Annotated in this window: 19 protein-coding genes and 2 tRNA genes; 19 read left to right on the top strand and 2 right to left on the bottom strand. The window is 66.6% G+C overall.

Annotated elements, in window-relative coordinates:
• Nucleotides 1-24: 24 nt before the first annotated feature.
• The 5 genes from grxD to ppnN all read left to right on the top strand — a co-directional run bounded on the left by grxD (nucleotide 25) and on the right by ppnN (nucleotide 6,729).
• The gene (gene grxD, locus AC1DOM_RS04125; protein ID WP_498961255.1) at nucleotides 25-351 is read left to right on the top strand and encodes a Grx4 family monothiol glutaredoxin; all 327 of its coding nucleotides are present in this window, start codon (nucleotides 25-27) and stop codon (nucleotides 349-351) included.
• Entirely contained in the window at nucleotides 348-1,094 is a 747-nt protein-coding gene (locus tag AC1DOM_RS04120; RefSeq protein ID WP_498960521.1) for an SDR family NAD(P)-dependent oxidoreductase, read from the top strand. The genes grxD and AC1DOM_RS04120 overlap by 4 nt, the downstream gene beginning before the upstream one ends.
• Entirely contained in the window at nucleotides 1,091-1,696 is a 606-nt protein-coding gene (locus AC1DOM_RS04115) for a YhgN family NAAT transporter (RefSeq protein ID WP_498960520.1), read from the top strand. The genes AC1DOM_RS04120 and AC1DOM_RS04115 overlap by 4 nt, the downstream gene beginning before the upstream one ends.
• A 247-nt stretch (nucleotides 1,697-1,943) precedes the next feature.
• Entirely contained in the window at nucleotides 1,944-5,273 is a 3,330-nt protein-coding gene (locus AC1DOM_RS04110) for a TonB-dependent receptor (RefSeq protein WP_498960518.1), read from the top strand.
• Between the two features lie 82 nt (nucleotides 5,274-5,355).
• Nucleotides 5,356-6,729 carry a nucleotide 5'-monophosphate nucleosidase PpnN gene (gene ppnN, locus AC1DOM_RS04105; protein ID WP_498960516.1) on the top strand — a complete coding sequence of 458 codons (1,374 nt, stop codon included), beginning with the start codon at nucleotides 5,356-5,358 and terminating at the stop codon, nucleotides 6,727-6,729.
• A 1-nt stretch (nucleotide 6,730) separates the two neighbouring features.
• Here ppnN and AC1DOM_RS04100 read toward each other — a convergent pair whose 3' ends face one another.
• Nucleotides 6,731-7,174 carry a type IV pilin protein gene (locus AC1DOM_RS04100; RefSeq protein ID WP_498960514.1) on the bottom strand — a complete coding sequence of 148 codons (444 nt, stop codon included), beginning with the start codon at nucleotides 7,172-7,174 and terminating at the stop codon, nucleotides 6,731-6,733.
• Between the two features lie 174 nt (nucleotides 7,175-7,348).
• Between AC1DOM_RS04100 and AC1DOM_RS04095 the strand changes: the two genes are divergently transcribed.
• From AC1DOM_RS04095 to AC1DOM_RS04075, 5 genes are all read left to right on the top strand, one after another.
• Nucleotides 7,349-7,909: a pilus assembly FimT family protein gene (locus AC1DOM_RS04095; RefSeq protein ID WP_498960512.1), complete on the top strand. Its 561-nt coding sequence runs from the start codon at nucleotides 7,349-7,351 to the stop codon at nucleotides 7,907-7,909.
• Nucleotides 7,909-8,400, top strand: coding sequence for a prepilin-type N-terminal cleavage/methylation domain-containing protein (locus AC1DOM_RS04090; protein ID WP_498961253.1), 492 nt, complete (start codon nucleotides 7,909-7,911; stop codon nucleotides 8,398-8,400). Before AC1DOM_RS04095 ends, AC1DOM_RS04090 begins: the two co-directional genes overlap by 1 nt.
• Nucleotides 8,401-8,403: 3 nt before the next feature.
• Nucleotides 8,404-9,954, top strand: a complete 1,551-nt coding sequence (locus tag AC1DOM_RS04085; RefSeq protein WP_498960510.1) for a hypothetical protein — start codon at nucleotides 8,404-8,406, stop codon at nucleotides 9,952-9,954.
• Nucleotides 9,955-9,964: 10 nt separating this feature from the next.
• Entirely contained in the window at nucleotides 9,965-11,725 is a 1,761-nt protein-coding gene (locus tag AC1DOM_RS04080) for a prepilin-type N-terminal cleavage/methylation domain-containing protein (protein ID WP_498960508.1), read from the top strand.
• Nucleotides 11,716-11,792, top strand: a tRNA-Asn gene (locus tag AC1DOM_RS04075). The genes AC1DOM_RS04080 and AC1DOM_RS04075 overlap by 10 nt, the downstream gene beginning before the upstream one ends.
• Nucleotides 11,793-11,858: 66 nt before the next feature.
• On the opposite strand, the gene AC1DOM_RS04070 is transcribed toward AC1DOM_RS04075, so the two are convergent.
• Nucleotides 11,859-12,434: a GspH/FimT family protein gene (locus AC1DOM_RS04070; RefSeq protein ID WP_498960506.1), complete on the bottom strand. Its 576-nt coding sequence runs from the start codon at nucleotides 12,432-12,434 to the stop codon at nucleotides 11,859-11,861.
• A gap of 167 nt (nucleotides 12,435-12,601) precedes the next feature.
• Between AC1DOM_RS04070 and uvrB the strand changes: the two genes are divergently transcribed.
• The 9 genes from uvrB (at nucleotide 12,602) to pheS (ending at nucleotide 21,186) form a co-directional block, all read left to right on the top strand.
• Nucleotides 12,602-14,641: an excinuclease ABC subunit UvrB gene (gene uvrB, locus AC1DOM_RS04065; RefSeq protein WP_498960504.1), complete on the top strand. Its 2,040-nt coding sequence runs from the start codon at nucleotides 12,602-12,604 to the stop codon at nucleotides 14,639-14,641.
• Nucleotides 14,642-14,740: 99 nt separating this feature from the next.
• Nucleotides 14,741-14,953 carry a hypothetical protein gene (locus AC1DOM_RS04060; protein ID WP_498960502.1) on the top strand — a complete coding sequence of 71 codons (213 nt, stop codon included), beginning with the start codon at nucleotides 14,741-14,743 and terminating at the stop codon, nucleotides 14,951-14,953.
• A gap of 189 nt (nucleotides 14,954-15,142) precedes the next feature.
• Nucleotides 15,143-16,408 carry a reprolysin-like metallopeptidase gene (locus AC1DOM_RS04055; protein WP_498960500.1) on the top strand — a complete coding sequence of 422 codons (1,266 nt, stop codon included), beginning with the start codon at nucleotides 15,143-15,145 and terminating at the stop codon, nucleotides 16,406-16,408.
• A gap of 43 nt (nucleotides 16,409-16,451) precedes the next feature.
• A tRNA-Val gene (locus AC1DOM_RS04050) sits at nucleotides 16,452-16,526 on the top strand.
• A gap of 168 nt (nucleotides 16,527-16,694) precedes the next feature.
• Complete coding sequence (gene thrS / locus AC1DOM_RS04045; protein WP_498960498.1) at nucleotides 16,695-18,611, top strand: threonine--tRNA ligase; 1,917 nt, start codon at nucleotides 16,695-16,697, stop codon at nucleotides 18,609-18,611.
• A 66-nt stretch (nucleotides 18,612-18,677) separates the two neighbouring features.
• Nucleotides 18,678-19,202 (top strand): translation initiation factor IF-3, encoded by a 525-nt coding sequence (gene infC, locus AC1DOM_RS04040; protein WP_331713515.1) that lies wholly within the window; start codon nucleotides 18,678-18,680, stop codon nucleotides 19,200-19,202.
• Nucleotides 19,203-19,498: 296 nt separating this feature from the next.
• Complete coding sequence (gene rpmI, locus AC1DOM_RS04035) at nucleotides 19,499-19,696, top strand: 50S ribosomal protein L35 (RefSeq protein WP_027083463.1); 198 nt, start codon at nucleotides 19,499-19,501, stop codon at nucleotides 19,694-19,696.
• A gap of 13 nt (nucleotides 19,697-19,709) precedes the next feature.
• Nucleotides 19,710-20,069 (top strand): 50S ribosomal protein L20, encoded by a 360-nt coding sequence (gene rplT, locus AC1DOM_RS04030; protein ID WP_036169932.1) that lies wholly within the window; start codon nucleotides 19,710-19,712, stop codon nucleotides 20,067-20,069.
• Between the two features lie 121 nt (nucleotides 20,070-20,190).
• Entirely contained in the window at nucleotides 20,191-21,186 is a 996-nt protein-coding gene (gene pheS / locus AC1DOM_RS04025) for a phenylalanine--tRNA ligase subunit alpha (protein WP_498960496.1), read from the top strand.
• Nucleotides 21,187-21,195: the final 9 nt, after the last annotated feature.

Raw genomic sequence — 21,195 nt, 5'->3', positions numbered from 1 at the left:
GGAGCCACCATGTCCCTGCAGTCCGTGCCCATCCAGGAGCGCATCCGGGCCGAAGTCACCGGCCATCCCATCGTGCTCTTCATGAAAGGCACCCCGCAGTTCCCGATGTGCGGCTTCTCCAGCCGCGCGGTGCAGGCGCTGCGCACGGCCGGCGCTTCGGATTCGGAGCTCCACACGGTCAACGTGCTCGAAGAGCCGGAGATCCGCGCCAACCTGCCGCGTTACTCGGATTGGCCGACGTTCCCGCAGTTGTTCATCAACGGCGAGCTCATCGGCGGTTGCGACATCACGTGCGAGCTCGCCGAAGCCGGCGAACTGGCGCGGATGATCGCCGAAGCGCAGAAGGCGTGAGTTTCCCCACCGACCACGCCCCGCTCGCCGGGCGCATCGTCCTGGTAACGGGCGCGCTTGGCGGGCTCGGCAGCGCAGCCTCCAAGGCCTGCGCGCAAGCCGGCGCCACCGTGGTGCTGCTCGGCCGCAACGTGCGACAGCTCGAAAAGCTGCACGATGCGATCGCCGCGATCGCAAAACCGCCCGTGCTGTATCCGCTCGACCTGGAAGGCGCATCGCCGGACGATTTCGCCGAACTCGCGCACCGCGTCGACGATGCCTACGGGCACCTCGACGGCATCCTGCATTGCGCCGCCGATTTCCGTGGGCTGACGCCGGTCGAACACACCGAGCCGGCGGCGTTCGCACGCGCGATGCACGTCAACGTCACCGCGCCGGCGTGGCTCACGCAGGCGTGCCTGCCGGTGTTGCGCAAGTCGAAGGATGCGTCGGTGGTGTTCATCGTCGACGACCTGGAGCGCGTGTCGAGCGCCTACTGGGGCGCCTACGGTCTGGCGCAACATGCGCGCGTCGGCCTGGTGTCGATGCTGCATGCGGAACTCGCGAACTCGCCCATCCGCGTCGCCGGCCTGCAGCCGGGCCCGATGCGCACGGGCTTGCGTGCGAAGGCCTTCGTCGACGACATGGACCGCGATGCACGCGATCCCGCGTTCGCCGCGCAGGCCTGCGTCGAACTGTTGTCGCCGCGCGGCGCCGCATTCAACGGCGAGATCGCGCAGGGCGCCACCGGTTCGCTCGAATGACGATCGCCTCGGCCGCGCTGCTGCTGTTCCTGATCCTCGATCCGCTCGGGAACATCCCGGTCTTCCTCGGGCTGCTCAAGCCGCTGGCACCGGCGCGCCGGCGCATCGTGCTCGTGCGCGAACTGCTGATCGCGCTGGGCGTGCTGATGGTGTTCCTGTGGGGCGGCAAGTACGCCCTCGACCTGATGCACCTGCGCCAGGAGTCGGTGTCGATCGCCGGCGGCATCGTGCTTTTCCTGATCGGCCTGCGCATGATCTTCCCGCCGCCCGAAGGCCTGATGGGCGACCTGCCGGGCGGCGAACCCTTCATCGTGCCGATGGCGATCCCGCTGGTCGCCGGTCCTTCGGGCATGGCCGCGGTGATGCTGATGGGCAGCAACGAGCCCGAACGCCTGGCCGAATGGAGCCTGGCCCTGATGATCGCGTGGGGCGCCACGGCCGTGATCCTGTTCTCGGCCACCGTGCTTTATCGCTTCCTCGGCACGCGCGTGCTGATCGCGGTCGAACGCCTGATGGGCATGCTGCTCGTGGCGATCTCCGTGCAGATGTTCCTCGATGGGCTCGGGACCTATCTGACGAGCACGATCTCCCCGGGGGCATGACCCCCGGCGCGGCCTTCGCAGGCCGCGCTCCCTGAAGGATTCAGCGAGGCAGGGCCTCGCCGACACCGTCCCGCAGCCGTCATTTCCCGGTCATCCGCGGGACCTATGGTGTTAAACTGTCGTTAGCCCAAGCGCGCAGCGCAGCGGGCGGGGACACACCCATTGTTCGGTCTCAGGCCAACGCATACGGACATGCGGGCGTGAGGCTGCGTCTGTTCGAAAACACTCCCATCCAAGGTGATCCAAGATGACTGATCGAAATCGCGTCCGGCTGTCGAAGCTGTCGGTTGCGCTGATCGCGGCGCTCGCTGCCGCGCCCGTGTTCGCACAGAGCACGTCCGCCGGTGTCGGCGGCCGCGTTGTCGATGGTTCCGGCCAGCCCGTCGCGGGCGCCGAAGTGACGATCGTGCACGCCGAATCGGGCACCGTCAGCAAGGCCGTGACCGACGCGAACGGTCGTTACGCAGCGCGCGGCCTGCGCGTCGGCGGCCCGTACACGGTGACGGTCAACAAGGCCGATGCCGGCACGAAGTCGCAGCAGAACGTCTACCTCGGCCTGGACAAGGTCTCGCAGGTCGACCTCTCGATCGCGCCGCAGGAACTCGCCGCCGTCACGGTGACGGGCGCTTCGGTCATCCAGCCCGACAACAAGGGCATCGCCACGCGTCTGTCGCGCGAAGACATGGACCGCATGCCGGCCCCCGACCGTTCGATCCAGAACGTCGTGCGCGCCGATCCCCGCGTCGTCATCACCGACCGCGACCGCGGCGCGTTCTCGGCCAACGGCCAGAACTTCCGCTACAACAGCATCACCGTCGACACCGTCAACGCCGGTGACCCCTTCGGCCTGAACGACAACGGCCTGCCGACCAAGGGCACGCCGATCTCGCAGGACGCGATCCAGGAATACAACATCTCGACCGCCAACTACGACGTGGCCACGCGCCGCGGCGTCGGCGCGACGATCAACGCCGTCACCAAGTCGGGCACCAACGACCTGCACGGTTCGGCGTACTTCGTGTACCAGAACGCCGCGAGCATGATCGGCGAGAACGCGTCGGGCAAGGGTTGGGAAGGCTACGACAAGGACCGCACGCTCGGCCTGACGCTCGGCGGCCCGATCATGAAGGACAAGCTGTTCTTCTTCGTCTCGCTCGAGAAGCAGAAGAAGGACGGCATCGGTTCGATCACCGGCCCGGCCGAATCCAGCGCGACGCTGAAGGTCCCCGGCATCTCGCAGGACTTCATCGACAACGTCATCGCCACCGCCACCGCCAAGGGCATGACGCCCGGCGACAACGGCCAGGCGCCGGACATGGACACCAAGCGTGGCCTGGTCAAGCTGGACTGGAACATCAACGACGCGCACCGCGCCAGCCTGCGCCTGAGCCAGACGAAGGAATTCGAGCCGATCGTCATCAACGGCACGGTCACCGGTTCCTCGCCGCGCCTGTCGCTGTCGTCGAACTGGTACACGCTCGACAAGAAGTCCACCGCCTACGCGCTGAGCTTCTACGACGACTGGGCGGACAGCTTCAGCACCGAAACCTCGGTGGCCTACAGCGAATTCAACCAGGACCGCGACCCGATGTTCGGCGGCCACCAGCCTTCGGTGCTCGTGCGCACCGGCACCTCGAACAGCGGCCCGGGCATCTTCCTCGGCACCGAACCGCCGACCCACGCCAACCGTCTGAACGTCAAGACGTGGAACGCGTACTTCGCCGGTAGCTGGTACCTCGGCGACCACGTCATCAAGGGCGGCCTGGATTACCAGAGCGACGAGCTCTACAACCTGTTCCTGCAGAACTACAACGGCGCGTACGAGTTCAACGGCCTGCAGAACTTCATCAACGGCACGTACAACCGTTACCAGCTCGCCACGCCGGCGCCGGGTTACGACCTCAACAACGTCGCCGCGGTGCTGACGAGCAAGCAGTACGGCTTCTTCCTGCAGGACACCTGGCAGGTCAACGATCGCCTGTCCGTGCAGTACGGCCTGCGCTACGACATCCCGCAGATCAACGACACCCCGACGTTCAATCCGTGCTTCGCCGCGGCTCCGGGCCTCCCGGCTGGTGGCGTGGTCAATCCGGTGACGGGCGCGACGGAAGTCGACCTGGGTCCCTGCGGCCTGCGCAACAACCCGGGCAATGCGAATGCAGCGGTCGGCGGTTACGGCTTCAGCAACCAGGGCACGATCGACGGCAACGACGTCTTCCAGCCGCGTGCGTCGTTCAACTTCATGATCGACGAGAAGTCGCAGATCCGCGGCGGCGCGGGCGTGTTCGTTTCCAACACCCCGGCCGTGTGGCTCGGCAACCCGTTCTCGAACAACGGCGTCGCCGTGTCGACCTACGACATCGGCTTCGACGCGACCCTGCCGTTCAACCCGAATGGTTCGACGCAGACGCCTCCGGGCGCCGCGGCGACCGACCCGGGCCTGGGCCGCTCGACGATGTCGCTCGCGCTCGTCGATCCGGACTTCCAGCTGCCGACCGTCGCCAAGTACACGCTGGGCTACGACTACCAGCTGCCGTTCCTGGATTCGGTGTTCACGGTCGAAGCGCAGCACATCGACACGATCAAGGGCATCAAGTACGACAACATCAACCTCGGTGCGCCGACCGGCGTGCTGCCTGACGGCCGCCTGGCCTACCAGCGCAACCCGAACGGCACGACCACCGGCACCAGCGGTTCGAACCCGGCGCGCGACAACGCCAACCCGTCGTTCGGCCAGAACATCCTGCTGACCAACACCGACAAGGGTTACGCCGACAACCTGACCTTCCAGTGGCGCAAGCCGTTCGCGAACGACTGGTCGGCGTCGGTGTCGTACACGCTGTCCGATGCCAAGGAAGTCAACCCGGGCACCAGCTCGGTCGCCAGCAGCTCCTACGGCAACCGCGACTGGATCAACCCGAACGACGACTACCTGGCCACGTCGAACTACTCGATCCCGCAGCGCCTGCTCGCCACCTTCGCGTGGGAACACGCGTACTTCGGCGAATACAAGACGAAGTTCTCGGCGTTGTACGACGGCCACTCGGGCGCGCCGTACAGCTGGGTGTTCGGCAACGACGTGAACGGCGACTCGTCGTTCCGCGACCTGGCCTACATCCCGGTCAACCGCGACGACGTGACGTTCGTGCAGGGGACCAGCCAGGCCTCGATCGATTCGTTCTTCCGCTACATCGCGAACAACGACCAGCTCGTGCGCCAGCAGCGCGGCATCTTCGACCGCAACGAAGGCCGCGCCCCGTGGGTGAACCAGCTCGACCTGTCGTTCGCGCAGGAAATCCCGGGCTTCGGCGAAGGCCACAAGGGTGAGATCCGCCTCGACATCTTCAACTTCCTCAATCTGCTCAACAAGGATTGGGGCGTCGAGCACCGCGCCAGCTTCCCGCTGGAGCGCACGCTCGCCAACGTGTCGGACGTGGAGAACGGCAAGTACGAGTACGACATCCGCCCGTACCTGGATGCCAACGGCAACTACGCGCCGACCGCGCTGCCGGTCAACGAGAGCTTCACGCCCTCGCAGCGTTGGGCCGCCAACGTGACCCTGCGTTACGAGTTCTGATCGGCTAGCCGCAAGCAACACGGCGACAAAGGAAACGGCCGGGGAAACCCGGCCGTTTCCCGTTTTGCGCTACCCTTTCGGCATGAACGACGAACCGACCAGCCTGCTTCCCACCGTCAACGCGCGCATCTATCCGCGCGGCGGCCTCGATGTCCTTTCGCGCGCCGAAGTCGCGCGCTTGCGCGACGCTTCTTCCGGCGGCATGCACGACCTGTTGCGTCGATGCGCGCTCGCCGTGCTTACCAGTGGCAGCGCCACCGACGATCCGCGCGCGGCGCAGGAGCTGTATCCGGATTTCGATATCCAGGTGCTGCAGCAGGACCGTGGCGTGCGCATCGACTTGCATCACGCGCCGGCGATCGCGTTCGTCGATGGCGAGATCATCCGCGGCGTCGCCGAGTTGTTGTTCGCCGTCGTGCGCGATCTCGCGTACACCGCAATCGAACTCAACGAGCGCGAACTCGACACGGGCGATGCCATCACCGACGCGGTGTTCGGCCTGCTGCGCAATGCGCGCGTGCTGCAACCGGCGGAACCGAATCTCGTCGTTTGCTGGGGTGGCCATTCGATCGGCCGCGACGAATATCTGTACACCAAGCAGGTGGGCTACGAGCTCGGGCTGCGCGGCCTGGACATCTGCACGGGCTGCGGCCCCGGTGCGATGAAGGGGCCGATGAAGGGCGCGACGATCGCGCACGCCAAGCAACGTCGCCGCACGATGCGTTACATCGGCATCACCGAGCCGGGGATCATCGCGGCCGAATCCCCGAACCCGATCGTCAACCACCTGGTGATCATGCCGGACATCGAGAAGCGCCTCGAAGCGTTCGTCCGCATGGGGCACGGGATCATCGTGTTTCCGGGCGGCGTGGGGACGGCGGAAGAAATCCTGTACTTGCTCGGCATCCTGTTGCGCGAGGAGAACGCGGAGTTGCCGTTCCCCTTGATTCTCACGGGGCCGACGGCGTCGGCCCCGTATTTCGAGCAGATCGATCAGTTCCTGCGGTTGACGCTCGGCGATGCGGCGCGTTCGCGTTACGAGATCATCATCGGGGATCCGGGGAAGGTGGCCAAGCGGATGGCGACCGGCGTGCGCAAGGTGAAGGATTATCGGATCGCGCAGAAGGATTCGTTCTTCTTCAATTGGGCGATGCATGTGCCGCTGGAGTTCCAGAAGCCGTTCGTGCCGACGCACGAGGCGATGGCGGCGTTGGATCTGCACCATGGGCGGAAGCCGCATGCGCTCGCCGCGGATTTGCGGCGTGCGTTCTCGGGGATCGTGGCGGGCAACGTCAAGGAAGAGGGGTTGCGGCGGATCGAGGAGCGCGGGCCGTTCGAGATCCACGGGGACCGCGACATGATGGAAGCGCTGGATGCGTTGCTGCGGGCGTTTGTGGAGCAGCGGCGCATGAAGATCGCTGGCGAATATCGGCCGTGCTACCGCGTGGTGACCTGAGCTACTTGCGCCAGCAGTAGTCGGCGTCGCCGGTACTGACGCCCTTGGTGACCACGCCTGAAACCATGGTCATGGTGAAGTTGCCGCACTTGGGGTCGCTGGTCATCTCGCCCTTGCGCGTGGCGGTGAGCGTGTAGCCGGTGGCCGTGTTCCCGGACACGGCGACCGTGTAGTACTTCAGGCCGGTGTTGTAGGCCGTGACATTCGCCACGCTGCCGAGCACGTTGGTGGCGGTGGAGTTGGACGTCGTGTCGCCGTAGGTGGGATGGTCGGCGCGGAAACTCTCCTGGCGCAACTGGAAGTCGCCCAGGGCCTGCGCGGCTTCGGCGCGTTTGCCTTTGCGCGATTGTTCGCCGTACATCGGCAGCGCGATCAGCGCGAGGATCGCGACGACGGCGACGACGACCATCAGTTCGATCAATGTGAAGCCGATCTGGCGACGCATTCGCGCACTCCTTCGTAACCCTCGAAGAATGCTACGCCTGCGCATTCACGGTTCCGGAACCGTTGGGACCCCCAGCCGTTCCCGCTCGTCGGTCTGCACTGGATCGCGCGCCGGAACGCCGTGCTACACCAGTGCGCAATGGACAACACGGAGAAGGCACGGATGCCTCGGTACATGCGCGCCCGGCGGGCGCCCGGTTTCACGCTGGTCGAACTCATCGTGGCGACGACGGTCTTCGCGATTCTCGCGATGTCGGCGGTGCCCGCCTTCACCACGTATTTCGAGAAGGCACGTTTGCGTGGCGCCGCCAATGCGGTGGTCGCGCTCATCGCACAGGCCAGGCTCGCGTCGGTGAAGCAGGCGCGCGCGGTTTCGGTGCGCATGTCGGGGCAGGGTGCGCAGTGGTGCGCAGGTGCGCGCGAGGCGCCGTTGCCGGCGGTCGGGATGCCGATGGCGGGTGTCGATGTTTGCGACTGTGTTGCCGGCGATGGATGCGTGGTCGATGGGCAGCGCGCGGTGGTGTCGGCGGAAACGTACGCCGGGGTGGTCTTGTCTTCCGCGGTCGATGCGTTCGCGTTCGATGGTGCGACGGGGATGCGCAGCGGCGACATGCGCGATGCGGTGCGGCTCGGATCGCGTAGCGGGCGGTTCTCGTTGCGGATCGCCGTTTCGCCCTTGGGCCACGCGTCGATGTGCAGCGACGGCGGCGCGATCGCGGGAGTGCGGTCGTGTTGATGCGCGGATTCACGCTCGTGGAGTTGCTCGTCGCGCTCGCGCTCGGGCTGCTGGTGGTCGCCGCCGCACTTGGGTTCTTCCTGCAACTGTTGCGCGCCGGAAGCGAGACGGTGCTTGCGACCCGCCTGCAGCAGGAACTGCGGACGACGATGTCGTTCGTCGCGGCGGAGGTGCGGCGGGGACGCACTGGTGGCGCCGAGGTGCAAGTCGCGCCCGGGTGCTTTCGCGGCGCGGACATCGCGATCCGCGAACATGCGGGGAAGATCGAAGTGCGTCGTGGTGCCGGTGCCGACTGCGCAGGCGCGGGTCTGATCATCGGCAGCGACGCGGTGCGTGTCACCGCGCTGCGCTTCGTCCGCGATGCGGCGGTGAACGATCGGCGCGTCGAGATAGCCTTGTCCGCGACGTTGCGCGATCCGCCCGCGTTCCTGTCGGGCCGCGAAGCGACGCTGCGGCATGTCGTCGCGCTGCGTTCGAACGGAGGCGGATGAGCCATGCGGTCTTCAGGCGGGAATGCGCTGGTCGCGGCCATCGTGGTGCTGTTGCTGGCGAGTGTCGTGACCTTGTTGACGCTGCATGTCGGCGTGTTCGACCAACGCGCGTCCGGCAATGTCGTGCGGGCGCGGGTGGTCGGCGAGCTCGCGGAGGCAGCGGTCGCACAAGGCGCCGCGTGGCTCCACGCCGAGCCGGCGCGATTCGCGCACGGCCCGCAGTGGAGGCCCTGTAGCGAGTTGGCGCAGGCGTTTCCCTGCGGAGCGATTGCGGACGCTGCGCGGCGTGCCGCGATGTCTTATTGGTCGGAGCCCGGCGGCGATCGCGATGGCGATGGTGTCGTGGATGCATTCGACGCACGCATGCTGCCGCTTGTGGAGAGTCGGATCGCGCAGGTGGGCGCGTTCCAACGCATCGCGTACGGGGCGGGGGTCGTCTTGTGTCGCGTGGCGCGGGACGATGCCGCGCGCTGTACGACCGATCCGGCCGACGCAAGCAACGATCTGCAATACACCCTCGTCGGTGTCGCCCGACTACCGGACGAGGGCGCGCGCGCGACGGTGGCGCAGACGTTCGCGCGGTCCGACGTGTTCACGCCGGACGTGCGAATGCCGCCGGTGGTGGCCAGTGGCGACATCGACCTGCGCGCGCCGCTGCATGTCGTCGCCAATCCGAACGCCGGCGGCGACGGCCTTCCGGTCTCTGCGTGGAGTCGGAAGAACGTGCACAAATCCGCGGCGAACACTTGCCACGCGGGTGAGTTCTTCGATGGCGGTGCGTCGATGCTGGAGGGCGGCGTCGCGATCTGCGATGACTGCCGGTGTCCCGTCGATGGTGGTCTTGTCGACAGCGCCGAGCCCGAGGGCATCGACGTGCTCGATGTCGACGGCAGCGACGGCACGAATGCCCTGGGCGTGAACCTCGACGTGGCGCCGGACGCGTTTCCGTGCGACCTGTTCGCGCAGGTGTTCGGCGTTTCCGCGCGCAATGATGCGGATGGCGACGGGTTTTGCGAATCGCGCATGCCGATGGTCTCTTTCATCGCGCCTTCGACGATGCGGCGGATCGAACTTCCCGCCGACGAAGCCTTCCTCTACCGCCACGCCACGCGCATCGTGCCGCGCGACGCCGCGGCCAGCGCGCTGAAGCGGCCCGACCAGGCACAGCAGGCGCCCTGGCCATCGCATCTCTCCGGTCTGATCTGGTGCCAGGCCAATTGCGACATTGCCGCCGGCGATCAACTCGGCACACCTGACGCGCCCGTCGTGCTCGTCGTCGATGGCGCGCTGGCCGTACGAGGACGCGTGTTCGGCGTCGTGTTCGCGCGCGCTCGCGAAGACGTGCTCGATCCCGCGACGGGTGGCAGCGCAACGTTGCGCCTGCATGCCGGCGCCACGATCTACGGGGCCGTGGTCGTCCAGGGCAGCGTCGAACACGCGAGCGGCGACAGCGCGATCGTGTCCGCACCGGATGTCATCGCGAAGCTCCGCGACACCGTGCCCGCCGCCCACGCGCCGATCCCGGGTGCGTGGAGCGATGGCGTGTCGTACTGAGGGGGCACCGATGAGACGAACGAACACCGGATTCTCCCTGCTCGAAGTCCTCGTCGCCGTCGCATTGCTCGCCACCGGCCTGCTCGCGCTTGCGGCGCTGCAGGGTGCGCTGGCCCGAAATGCAGCCGAGGCGAAAGGCCGCGCGCGCATCCTTGCGCTGGTGTCGAGCGAACTTGACGCCTTGCGTGCCACCCCGTTCGCCGACATCGCATCGCTGGAGGGGCCGATCGACGCGCGCCACGTCGCCTGTGCCACGCCCGCCAACGAAGTCGAACACGCTGCGTGCGACAGCGGCCTCCGCGGGCTGCTCCTGCATCGCACGATCGAACCGTCGGCAGGCGGCGCATTGAAGTCGGCCCGCGTCGCTGCGGAATGGACAGCACCCACCGGCGAAACGCGAACCGTGGAATTGCGCACAGTGCTGGGCGACCTGGCGCTGGAGCCCAATCGCCTCCATGCCGCTGCACCCGCGCCCCTGCATCCACGCGTGCACCGCGGGGCCGACGCATCGCTCCTCGACACGCTTCCGATTCCCATCGGTGACGGTCGTATGACCGCCACCACGCCACCGTCGATCGATCCGCTGGGTAGCACCCGATTCGACGTGCTCACCTACACCGACGAGGGGACCGGCGCGCGACTCGAAAACCGCATCGAAACCCAGATCGTCAAATGCGCCTGTCGATACGGCGCAGGCGGCGAGCGACTGGGTCCGTCGCATCGCACCGCACGCTGGCCCGCAATCTGGACGGGCACGCGCTACGCCATCTACGCGCCGGATGACAACGCGCAAGCGCCCGGCGAACGCTACCTCGCCGGTCCGAATCCCGATGTCCCCCAAAGCCCGCGTTGCCGCGAATGTTGCCGCGACCGGCACGATGCGCCCGGGCCTTCGCTGCATCCGAAATTCGACGCCGCAAGCACGGACCCCGCTTATCGTAAATACGCACTCGACGAAGCAGGCGCGCTCGTCGTCGTCGACGACACCGCCTCGGGCGACTACGTCGACAGTTGCCGCGTGGTGCGCATCGACGGCTGGTGGCGCACGGCTGCGGATCTTCGCGGGCGCCACTTCGGGTTGCTGCAGACCCGCAGCGTCGATGGTGTCCCGGCCACATCGCGCAAACCGGATCCCGGGGCGGGGGATCGCTACACGACGTTCCTGCGCGACTACCTCGCGCAATACGCCGAAGGCACGCCGGAGAACGCGGACGCGCTGCACGGCGACCCCGCCCGCGGCCTCGATCAACCCGACCGCATCGCACTCCCCGCGGCGTCACCGACCGATCGCCGCTACCTGCACGCCCGCATGCTTTACGTCGACCACCTGGAGCCGCAGGCGCGCGCGACGCTCGACGCCGCCATCGATGCGCGCCGGGCGCAAGGCGCGTGCCCGCCGGGAGCCGCGATCCTCGCCGATTGCGTCCTGCCGTTCCTCCCGTTCTTCAGCCTGGACCTCACCGACCTCGCGCAATGGTCCGCGCGCGATCCTGCGATCCTCACCGTCGATTCGCGCGATCCCGGCGCACCCGTTCCCACACCCGGCGGGCGCGTATCCGGCGTCGCGCCGGGCGTATCCGAAGCCGTCGCGGCCGCTCGCACCTCCAATTCCGGCGCTGCCAGCAGCGCACGGGTGCCCGGCGCGACCGACCTGCAAGGCGATGAAATCGTGGTGGAAGACACGCAAACGTTCGAAATCGGCGAAAGCGGCGTCGCGCGGATTGACGCCGCCCCGCACGGCCGGCCAGAATATGCGCCCCCGCCCGAATAGCTCAGCCGGTTAGAGCACTTGACTGTTAATCAGGGGGTCGTTGGTTCGAGTCCAACTTCGGGCGCCAGATTCGATTGACGAAAGGCCTGCAGCGATGCAGGCCTTTTTTCTTGCGCGCGTGCCGCTCCGACGCTTACATCGGCGCGATGCAAGCATTCGCCTGCGCGGGCGACGCAGGTGCTGCGCGCAACGCGCCGGTGTTGTTCATCACGAGCGACACCGCGCGCCGCGGYCCGCGGCCGTCGCACAGGGTGAAGGTGACATTCGAGCCCGCGGCGCTGCCATCGGGTTGGAAGACCAGCCGCGTGCGGCCGACCGTCGTGCGCAGGTGCGTGCGACCGCCGGGCGGGCCCGCACGGTGCAACAGCGCTTCGCGGGCGGGGTCGCGCAAGCGGTCGCCATCCAAGTCGGCGAAGACGATCCAACCGGCGCTCCAGTCATGCGTTCCCGCGCATCCGCTCGGCGCGCCCGGGCAGACGACCACTTCCACGCCGTTCGACGCCGCATGCGTCGGGGCCGCCATCAGCGAGGCGAGCAGGGATTGTTGCGCGGCGCTGCTGCGTGCCGCCTCGCGCGCGGCGCCCAAACGCGGGACCGCGAGCGCGGCGAGCGTCGCAACAGCCGCCACGACGATCGACACCTCCAGCAAGGTGGCGCCGCGCGCGCAACGGCGGCCGAAGCCGTTGAAATCAAAGGGCAGGGGACGCATATCGAAGCCTCGCAACCAGGCCTTCCGATGCTGCGTCGCATGCATTGCGACCGCCGTCGGGGAGGCTCGCGCCCTGGCATCAGGGAAGCCCGCGCCAACGGCTCAGGCTTCATCCGCCCGGCGCTACACTCGCCAATTCCCCGCTGCACCCCTCTGTCGAAGACCCGATGCGCCCAGAGTCGTCCAACGCCACGCCCTTCCAGCTTGTCTCCCCGTATTCGCCCGCCGGCGACCAGCCGCTGGCGATCGAGAAGATCGTCTCCAATTTCGAATCGGGCCTCGCGCGCCAGACGCTGCTCGGCGTCACCGGCTCGGGCAAGACCTACACGATCGCGAACGTGATCAACCGCGTGCAGAAACCCACGCTGGTCATGGCGCCGAACAAGACGCTCGCCGCGCAACTGTACGGCGAGTTCAAGGCCTTCTTCCCGCACAACGCGGTCGAATACTTCGTCAGCTACTACGACTACTACCAGCCCGAAGCCTACGTCCCCTCGTCCGACACCTACATCGAGAAGGACAGCTCGATCAACGAGCACATCGAGCAGATGCGCCTGTCGGCGACAAAGGCGCTGCTGGAACGGCGCGACGCGATCATCGTCTGCACGGTCTCGGCCATCTACGGCCTGGGCGACCCGAACGAATACTTCAACATGGTGCTGCACATGGTGCGCGGCGAGCGCATCGAGCAGCGCGAGCTGATCCGCCGCCTCACCGAAATGCAGTACACGCGCAACGAGTTCGAACTCCAGCGCGGCCACTACCGCGTGCGCGGCGAAACCATCGACGTGCACCCGGCCGAAAGCGACATGGAGGCCCTGCGCATCGAGTTGTTCGACGGCGAGATCGAAACGCTGTCGATCTTCGACCCGCTCACCGGCGAAGTGCTGCGCAAGGTGCCGCGCTACACGATCTATCCGAAGTCGCATTACGTCACCACGCGTCGCACCGTGTTGCAGGCCGTCGACCTGATCAAGGCCGAACTGCGCGATCGCCTGGAATACCTGTATTCGCAGAACAAGCTGGTCGAAGCGCAGCGCCTGCAGCAGCGCACCACTTACGACCTGGAAATGCTCGCCGAAGTCGGCTACTGCAACGGCATCGAAAACTACTCGCGCCATCTCACCGGCCGCATGCCGGGCGAGCCGCCGCCTTGCCTGTACGACTATCTGCCGCCCGACGCGCTGCTGGTCGTCGACGAATCGCACGTCACCGTTCCGCAGATCGGCGCGATGTACAAGGGCGACCGTTCGCGCAAGGAAACGCTGGTGGAGTTCGGTTTCCGCATGCCCTCGGCGATGGACAACCGGCCGCTGAAGTTCGAGGAATGGGAATTGCGTTCGCCGCGCAGTATCTATGTCTCGGCGACGCCAGGTCCGTATGAATTGCGCGAGTCCGCCGGCGAAGTCGTCGAACTCGTGGTGCGCCCGACCGGCCTGATCGATCCCGAGGTCGAAATCCGCCCCGTCGCCACGCAGGTCGACGACCTGCTCGGCGAGGTCAACCTGCGCGTGGCGATGGGCGACCGCGTGCTGGTCACCACGCTGACCAAGCGCATGGCGGAAAACCTCACCGAATACCTCGGCGAACATGGCTGCCGCGTGCGTTACCTGCATTCGGACGTCGACACGGTGGAGCGCGTGGAAATCATCCGCGACCTGCGCCTGGGCAAGTTCGACGTGCTGGTCGGCATCAACCTGCTGCGCGAAGGCCTGGACATGCCCGAGGTCTCGCTCGTCGCGATCCTCGACGCCGACAAGGAAGGCTTCCTGCGCAGCGCCGGCTCGCTGATCCAGACCATCGGCCGCGCCGCGCGCAACCTGCGCGGCAAGGCGATCCTCTACGCCGACAGCATCACGCGTTCGATGAAGCTGGCGATCGAGGAAACCGACCGCCGCCGCGCGAAGCAGGTCGAATACAACGCCGAACACGGCATCGTGCCGGTGTCGGTCTCCAAACCCATCGTCGACATCCTCGAAGGCGCGCGCAGCGACCCGGGCGAAACGAAGAAGAAGGGCAAGGGCCGCGTGGCCGCGGTGGCGGAAGAACGCGTGGATTACGCCGCGCTCGATGCGTCGCAGATCGCCGCCAAGCTCAAGCAACTCGAAGACCGCATGTACAAGCATGCACGCGACCTCGAGTTCGAAGACGCCGCGCGCGTGCGCGACCAGATCCGCAAGCTCAAGGACGCAAGTCTCGCGACCTGATCGCAAATCCTCGCAAATCGGCTGCAATCGGCTACCGCTGGTCAACCGCGCGCATGGATGCGCTGCGTATGATCCCCGCGGGGAAAATCTGGGGATTGCATGGCAAGGCACGCTTGGGGATGGGTGGCGATCGCGTCGATCGTCGCCGCCGCCGGATGGGGATTCGGCGAATACGAACGTTCGGCAACACCGCAAGTCCGCAAGGCACCCACGGACCAGGCGCCCACCGCGCCGGTCCTGCGCATCGAGGGCGAGGTGGACCGCCCGCAGCCGATCCGGCGCAATGCCCGCACGGGGACGGAGATCGGCTGAACACGGGGCGCCCGGACACGGCGCCGTATATCGGGCGAACCCTCCTGACCAATGGCCCTTTCGGCGGCTGCCGGCGCGGCTAAGATGCGCGCTGCGGTCGGTTCCGAGCGGTGGTTTTCGATGGGGATGGTCAAGGGGGCGGTGGCCTGCGCGGTTCTCGCGGCAGGTGTGGGTCTGGCGGTGTGGAGCTTGCACGCGGAACACGCGCGCGAGATTGCGCCCGCGTCCCCGACATTCACGGTCGCCGAAACCGGCGTGCCCACCCTGTTCCTCGGCAACACCGCGCAAGGCATCCACCTCGACGCCGGCATGGCGCGTCGCGCGCTGCGCGATGGCACGCTCGAAGTCGTGCTGCCCGACGGCAGTTCCTATCCGGTCAAGATCGAACGCCAGGAAACGCACGGCGGCGGGCATTGGTCGCTGGTCGGCCGCGTGTCGACCGTCGCCGGTTCGCAATCGATGGTGCTGACCTTCGGCCCCAACGCGGTGTTCGGCCAGTTGCCGATGCCCGACGGCCACGCGATGCAGATCGAAACCGAAAACGACGGGATGGTGACCGTCGCGCCGGCGCGCAATCTCGTGCCGCGTGGCACGACGGGCCGCCCGGCGACGCCCGATTACCGCATTCCGCCCGGCGCGCAATTCGACGCCGAATACTTCAAGGCCGTCGCCGAGCATCCGATCCGGATGGACGATCGCGCGCCGGTGCGCATCGATCTACTCGCGCTGTACTCGCCCGAACTGGTCACGCTGCGCGGCAGTCGTGCGGCCGCGGAAACGCAGATCGCCCATTTGATCGCCGTGGCGAACCAGGTGCACCTCGATAGCGGCACGCGCGTGCGCCTGAACATGGTCGGCGCGCGCGAAGTCGCGATCCCGGCCACGCTCACCAATGCCGAAGCGCTCGACGTGCTCACTTCCGGCATGTACGGCGACATCGACTTCGAAGCGATGCGCGACGCCACCGCCGCCGACCTGGCCGCCTTCATCCGCCCGATGCCCGACGCGAAGGACGACACCTGCGGCGCATCGTGGTTGAACGGCGCCAACCAGCAGGGCGACGCGAACCTCGATCCCATGCACGGCTATGTCGTCGCGAACGTCGCCCCATGCGGTGCGTACGTCCTCGCGCACGAACTCGGTCATGCGATGGGCGCGGCGCACGACCTCGCGGCGCAGACGGCCGAGGACGGCACCGTGACCTACGGTGCGTTCGCGTTCTCCTTCGACCTGCGCACGCCGACCTTCGGCACGCTCATGACCGATCCGGGCACGGGAATCTGGCTGGGCCGCTTCTCCGGTCCGGACCCGCGGGCCTGCGACGGCGCCCCCTGCGGCGTGGCCGGGCGCATCGACAACGCGCGCGGCATCGACTTCATGGCGCCGGCGATTTCGAGCTTCCGCCAGCGCACCCGCAACGACGCGCCTGTTGTCGCAGCGCAGCACCTTCGTTAAACTGCGCAGCCCCGTTCGGCCGCAAGGCCGGGCAGGGCGATACGGGCGGTTAGCTCAGCGGTAGAGCACTACCTTGACATGGTAGGGGTCACAGGTTCGAACCCTGTACCGCCCACCACGCTTGGAAAAAGCGTGGCACCCTTGGCGACGAAGACAGAAAAGGTGGTCCGCGGAAACGCCGGCCAAGCGTGCGACATGAGCACTACGCGCAACCCGTCCTGACCCTTCCCGAGTCGCAGCGACAGCAGGCGCCCTCGGGCGCTTTTTTCATTTCTGGTGCCCCGCAATGAATGCAGAAGTCCAAACCCCCGTCGCGATCACGCTGCCCGACGGCAGCGTCCGCAGCTTCGACCATCCGGTGACCGTCGGCGAGATCGCCGCCTCCATCGGCGCGGGCCTGGCGAAGGCCGCGCTGGCGGGCAAGGTCGACGGCAAGCTGGTCGACACCAGCTACCGCATCGACCACGACGCCGCGCTGGAGATCGTCACCGACAAGCATCCCGACGCGCTCGACGTGCTGCGCCACTCCACCGCGCACCTGCTCGCGCAGGCCGTGCAGCGCCTGTATCCCGGCGCGCAGGTCACCATCGGCCCGGTGATCGACAACGGCTTCTACTACGACTTCGCCTACGAGCGTCCCTTCACGCCCGACGACCTGCCGGCGATCGAAGCGGAAATGCAGAAGATCGTCAAAGAGGCGCAGCCGGTCTCGCGCAGCGTGAAATCGCGCGACGACGCCGTGCAGTTCTTCCGCGGCATCGGCGAGGACTACAAGGCGCAGATCATCGAATCGATCCCCGCCAGCGAGGAGCTCTCCCTGTATTCGCAGGGCGAGTTCACCGACCTGTGCCGCGGCCCGCACGTGCCGGGCACGGAAAAACTGCGCGCCTTCAAGCTGATGAAAGTGGCCGGCGCCTATTGGCGCGGCGACCAGAACAACGCGATGCTCAGCCGCATCTACGGCACCGCGTGGCTGAACGACAAAGACCTCAAGGCCTACCTGACGCAGCTCGAGGAAGCCGAGAAGCGCGACCACCGCAAGATCGCCAAGCAGCAGGACCTGTTCCACCTGCAGGAAGAAGCGCCGGGCCTGGTCTTCTGGCATCCGAAGGGCTGGTCGATCTGGCAGGTCGTCGAGCAGTACATGCGCAAGGTGTATCGCGAGTCGGGCTACCAGGAAGTGCGTTGCCCGCAGATCCTCGACGTATCGCTGTGGAAGCGCTCGGGCCACTGGGACAACTACCAGTCGAACATGTTCTTCACCGAGTCGGAGAAGCGCACCTACGCGGTCAAGCCGATGAACTGCCCCGGCCACGTGCAGGTGTTCAATCACGGCCTGCACAGCTACCGCGACCTGCCGATCCGCTACGGCGAGTTCGGCGCCTGCCACCGCAACGAGCCCTCCGGCGCGCTGCACGGCATCCTGCGCGTGCGCGGCTTCACCCAGGACGACGGGCACATCTTCTGCACCGAAGACCAGATCGAGGCCGAAGTCACCGCCTTCCACAAGCAGGCGATGGACGTCTACGCCCGCTTCGGCTTCGAGGACGTGCAGCTGAAGATCGCCCTGCGCCCGGAACCGCGCCTGGGCGACGACGCCACCTGGGACAAGGCCGAAGAGGCCCTGCGCTCGGCGCTGCGTGCCGCGGGCGTGGAATGGCAGGAGTTGCCGGGCGAAGGCGCGTTTTACGGCCCGAAGATCGAATACCACCTCAAGGACGCCATCGGCCGCACCTGGCAGCTGGGCACGATGCAGGTCGACTTCATGATGCCGGGACGCCTCGGCGCGGAGTATGTCGACGAGCACAGCGCCAAGCGCCATCCGGTCATGCTGCACCGGGCCATCGTCGGCTCGATGGAGCGCTTCATCGGCATCCTGATCGAGCACCATGCCGGGCATTTCCCCGCCTGGCTGGCCCCGGTGCAGGCCGTGGTGATGAATATCACCGACGCGCAGGCCGACTGGGTGGCCGAGGTTCGGAAAACCCTTACGAATCAAGGCTTCCGGGTCGACGCCGATTTGCGGAACGAGAAAATCGGCTATAAGATCCGCGAGCACACGCTGCAGCGCGTGCCATACCTGCTCGTGGTCGGCGACCGCGAGAAGGAAAATGGCGCCATCGCGGTGCGTACGCGCAGTGGCGAGGACCTGGGGACCATGTCCATCGCCGACTTCGCGCAGCGCTTGCGCGACGAGCAGTAGCGTCAGACAACAGTTCCGCGTGCGTCCCCTCGCGCGTGCGGCTCGATACTCCACGGAGATTGCGACATCAGCACCCCTGAAAAGCAGAATCGAAAGAACAGCGAAATCCGCGTGCCGCGCGTGCGCGTGATCGGCAGCGACGGCGAAATGATCGGCGTGCTCACGCGCGACGAAGCCTTGCGAATGGCCGAAGACGAAGGGCTCGACCTCGTCGAGATCCAGCCCAACGCCGATCCGCCGGTGTGCCGCATCATGGACTTCGGCAAGTTCAAGTTCGAGACGCAGAAGAAGGCCGCGGCTGCCAAGAAGAAGCAGAAGCAGGTCGAGATCAAGGAAGTGAAATTCCGCCCCGTGACCGACGAGGGCGACTACCAGATCAAGCTGCGCAACATGCGCCGCTTCCTGGAAGAGGGCGACAAGATCAAGGTCAACATCCGCTTCCGCGGTCGCGAGATGAGCCACCAGGAGCTGGGCCAGCAGATGGCCAAGCGCATCGAACTCGACCTGGGCGAGGACATCGTGATCGAGTCGCGGCCGCGCCTGGAAGGCCGGCAGATGGTGATGATGATCGCGCCGAAGAAGAAGACGTAAACGATCGACCGACGGGCCGCGCAATGCGGCCCGTTCGTTTTTGGGCGGCCGAGCGCCAGTCGCGCAGGCCCGTGAGACGAAGCCGCCCACCACGGGCGAGCCGCCCGACTAAGGTTTTGAATTGCAACGCATTCGCCGGGCCTGCATAATGCCGGGCCCGGTTCGCCGGGGTTGTTGTTCAAGGATCCCGTCGCGGCACCCCCAGGGGCGCACGACACAAGCCGGCGCAGGCACGGACGGAAAGAGTGGCTCACGCCACCGCCACGCCAGACATCGTTTCGAAACGGACTACACCCATGCCCAAGATCAAGACCAATCGGGCGGCGGCCAAGCGCTTCCGGAAGACTGCTTCCGGCAAGTACAAGTGCGGCCACGCCAACAAGAGCCACATCCTCACCAAGAAGGCGACCAAGCGGAAGCGCAATCTCCGGCAGACGAACCACGTTCGTGCCGAAGACGCGGGCCGTCTTGACCGCATGCTTCCGTATCTCTGAGGAGGGCTGACAAATGGCACGAGTCAAACGTGGTGTGACGGCCCGCCGTCGTCACAAGAAAATCCTGAAGCAAGCGAAGGGCTACTACCACGCCCGCCGCAAAGTCTTCCGCGTCGCCAAGCAGGCGGTCACCAAGGCGCTGCAGTACGCCTACATCGGCCGCAAGCAGAAGAAGCGTAATTTCCGTTCGCTGTGGATCACGCGTATCAACGCGGCGGCCCGCATCAACGGAATGAGCTACAGCCGCTTCATGAACGGCCTGCTGAAGGCCGGCATCACCCTCGACCGCAAGGTGCTGGCCGATATCGCCGTGCACGATGCGGTGGGTTTTGCGGCGCTGGCCGAAAAGGCGAAGAGCGCGCTCGCGGCGTAATGCAACAACCGCGAAAGCCCGCGCTCCTTGCGCGGCTTTCGACGGAAAGCAACGCAGGGGGGAAGGGCGCAGGTCCTTCCCCCCTTTTTCGTTATGGAATGCCCGTTCCCAGGGAATCGAAATGGACGGAATCGATACGTTGTTGCAGCAGTCCCTCCGCGACATCGCGGAAGCCAACGCGCCCGATGCGCTCGAAGCGCTGCGCGTGAGCCTGCTCGGCAAGCAAGGCAGCATCACCACCCAACTCAAGTCGCTCGGCACGCTGCCGCCCGACGCACGCAAGGCCGCAGGCGAGGCGATCAATCGCGCACGCGACGCGATCGGCGAAGCACTCTCCGCGCGCAAGCACGCGCTCGACGAAGCCGCGCTCGAACACAAACTCGCCACCGAATCCATCGACGTCACGCTGCCCGGCCGCGACGCCGCGCGCGGCGGCCTGCATCCGGTCTCGCGCACGCTTGAACGCATCGCCGACATCTTCGGCCGCCTCGGCTACGAACTCGCCACCGGCCCGGAAATCGAAGACGACTGGCACAACTTCGAAGCGTTGAACTTCCCGCCGCACCACCCGGCGCGCGCGATGCACGACACCTTCTACTTCGGTGATGGCCGACTGCTGCGCACGCACACCAGCGGCGTGCAGATCCGCTACATGAAGGACATCAAGCCCCCGCTGCGCATGATCGCCGCCGGCAAGGTGTACCGCAGCGACAGCGACCAGACGCACACGCCGATGTTCCACCAGGTCGAAGGCCTGCTCGTCGACGAACACGCGAGCTTCGCCGATCTCAAGGGCACGCTCGCCGAATTCGTGCGCGCCTTCTTCGAGCGCGATTTCGAAATGCGCTTCCGCCCGAGCTACTTCCCCTTCACCGAACCCTCGGCCGAAGTCGACATCGCCTGGCACCAGCCCGATGGCACGACCAAGTGGCTGGAAGTGCTCGGCTGCGGCATGGTGCATCCGAGTGTGCTGCGCAACGTGGGCATCGATCCGGAGCGCTACACCGGCTTCGCCTTCGGCCTGGGCGTCGAACGCTTCGCGATGCTGCGCTATGGCGTCGACGACCTGCGCAGCTTCTTCGACAACGACGTGCGCTTCCTGCGCCAGTTCGCCTGAGGATCGGAA

The sequence above is a fragment of the Lysobacter sp. P5_B12 genome (assembly GCF_056400425.1).
The sequence above is the reverse complement of the archived record's forward strand: the minus strand, read 5'-3'. Positions and strand labels throughout refer to the sequence as shown.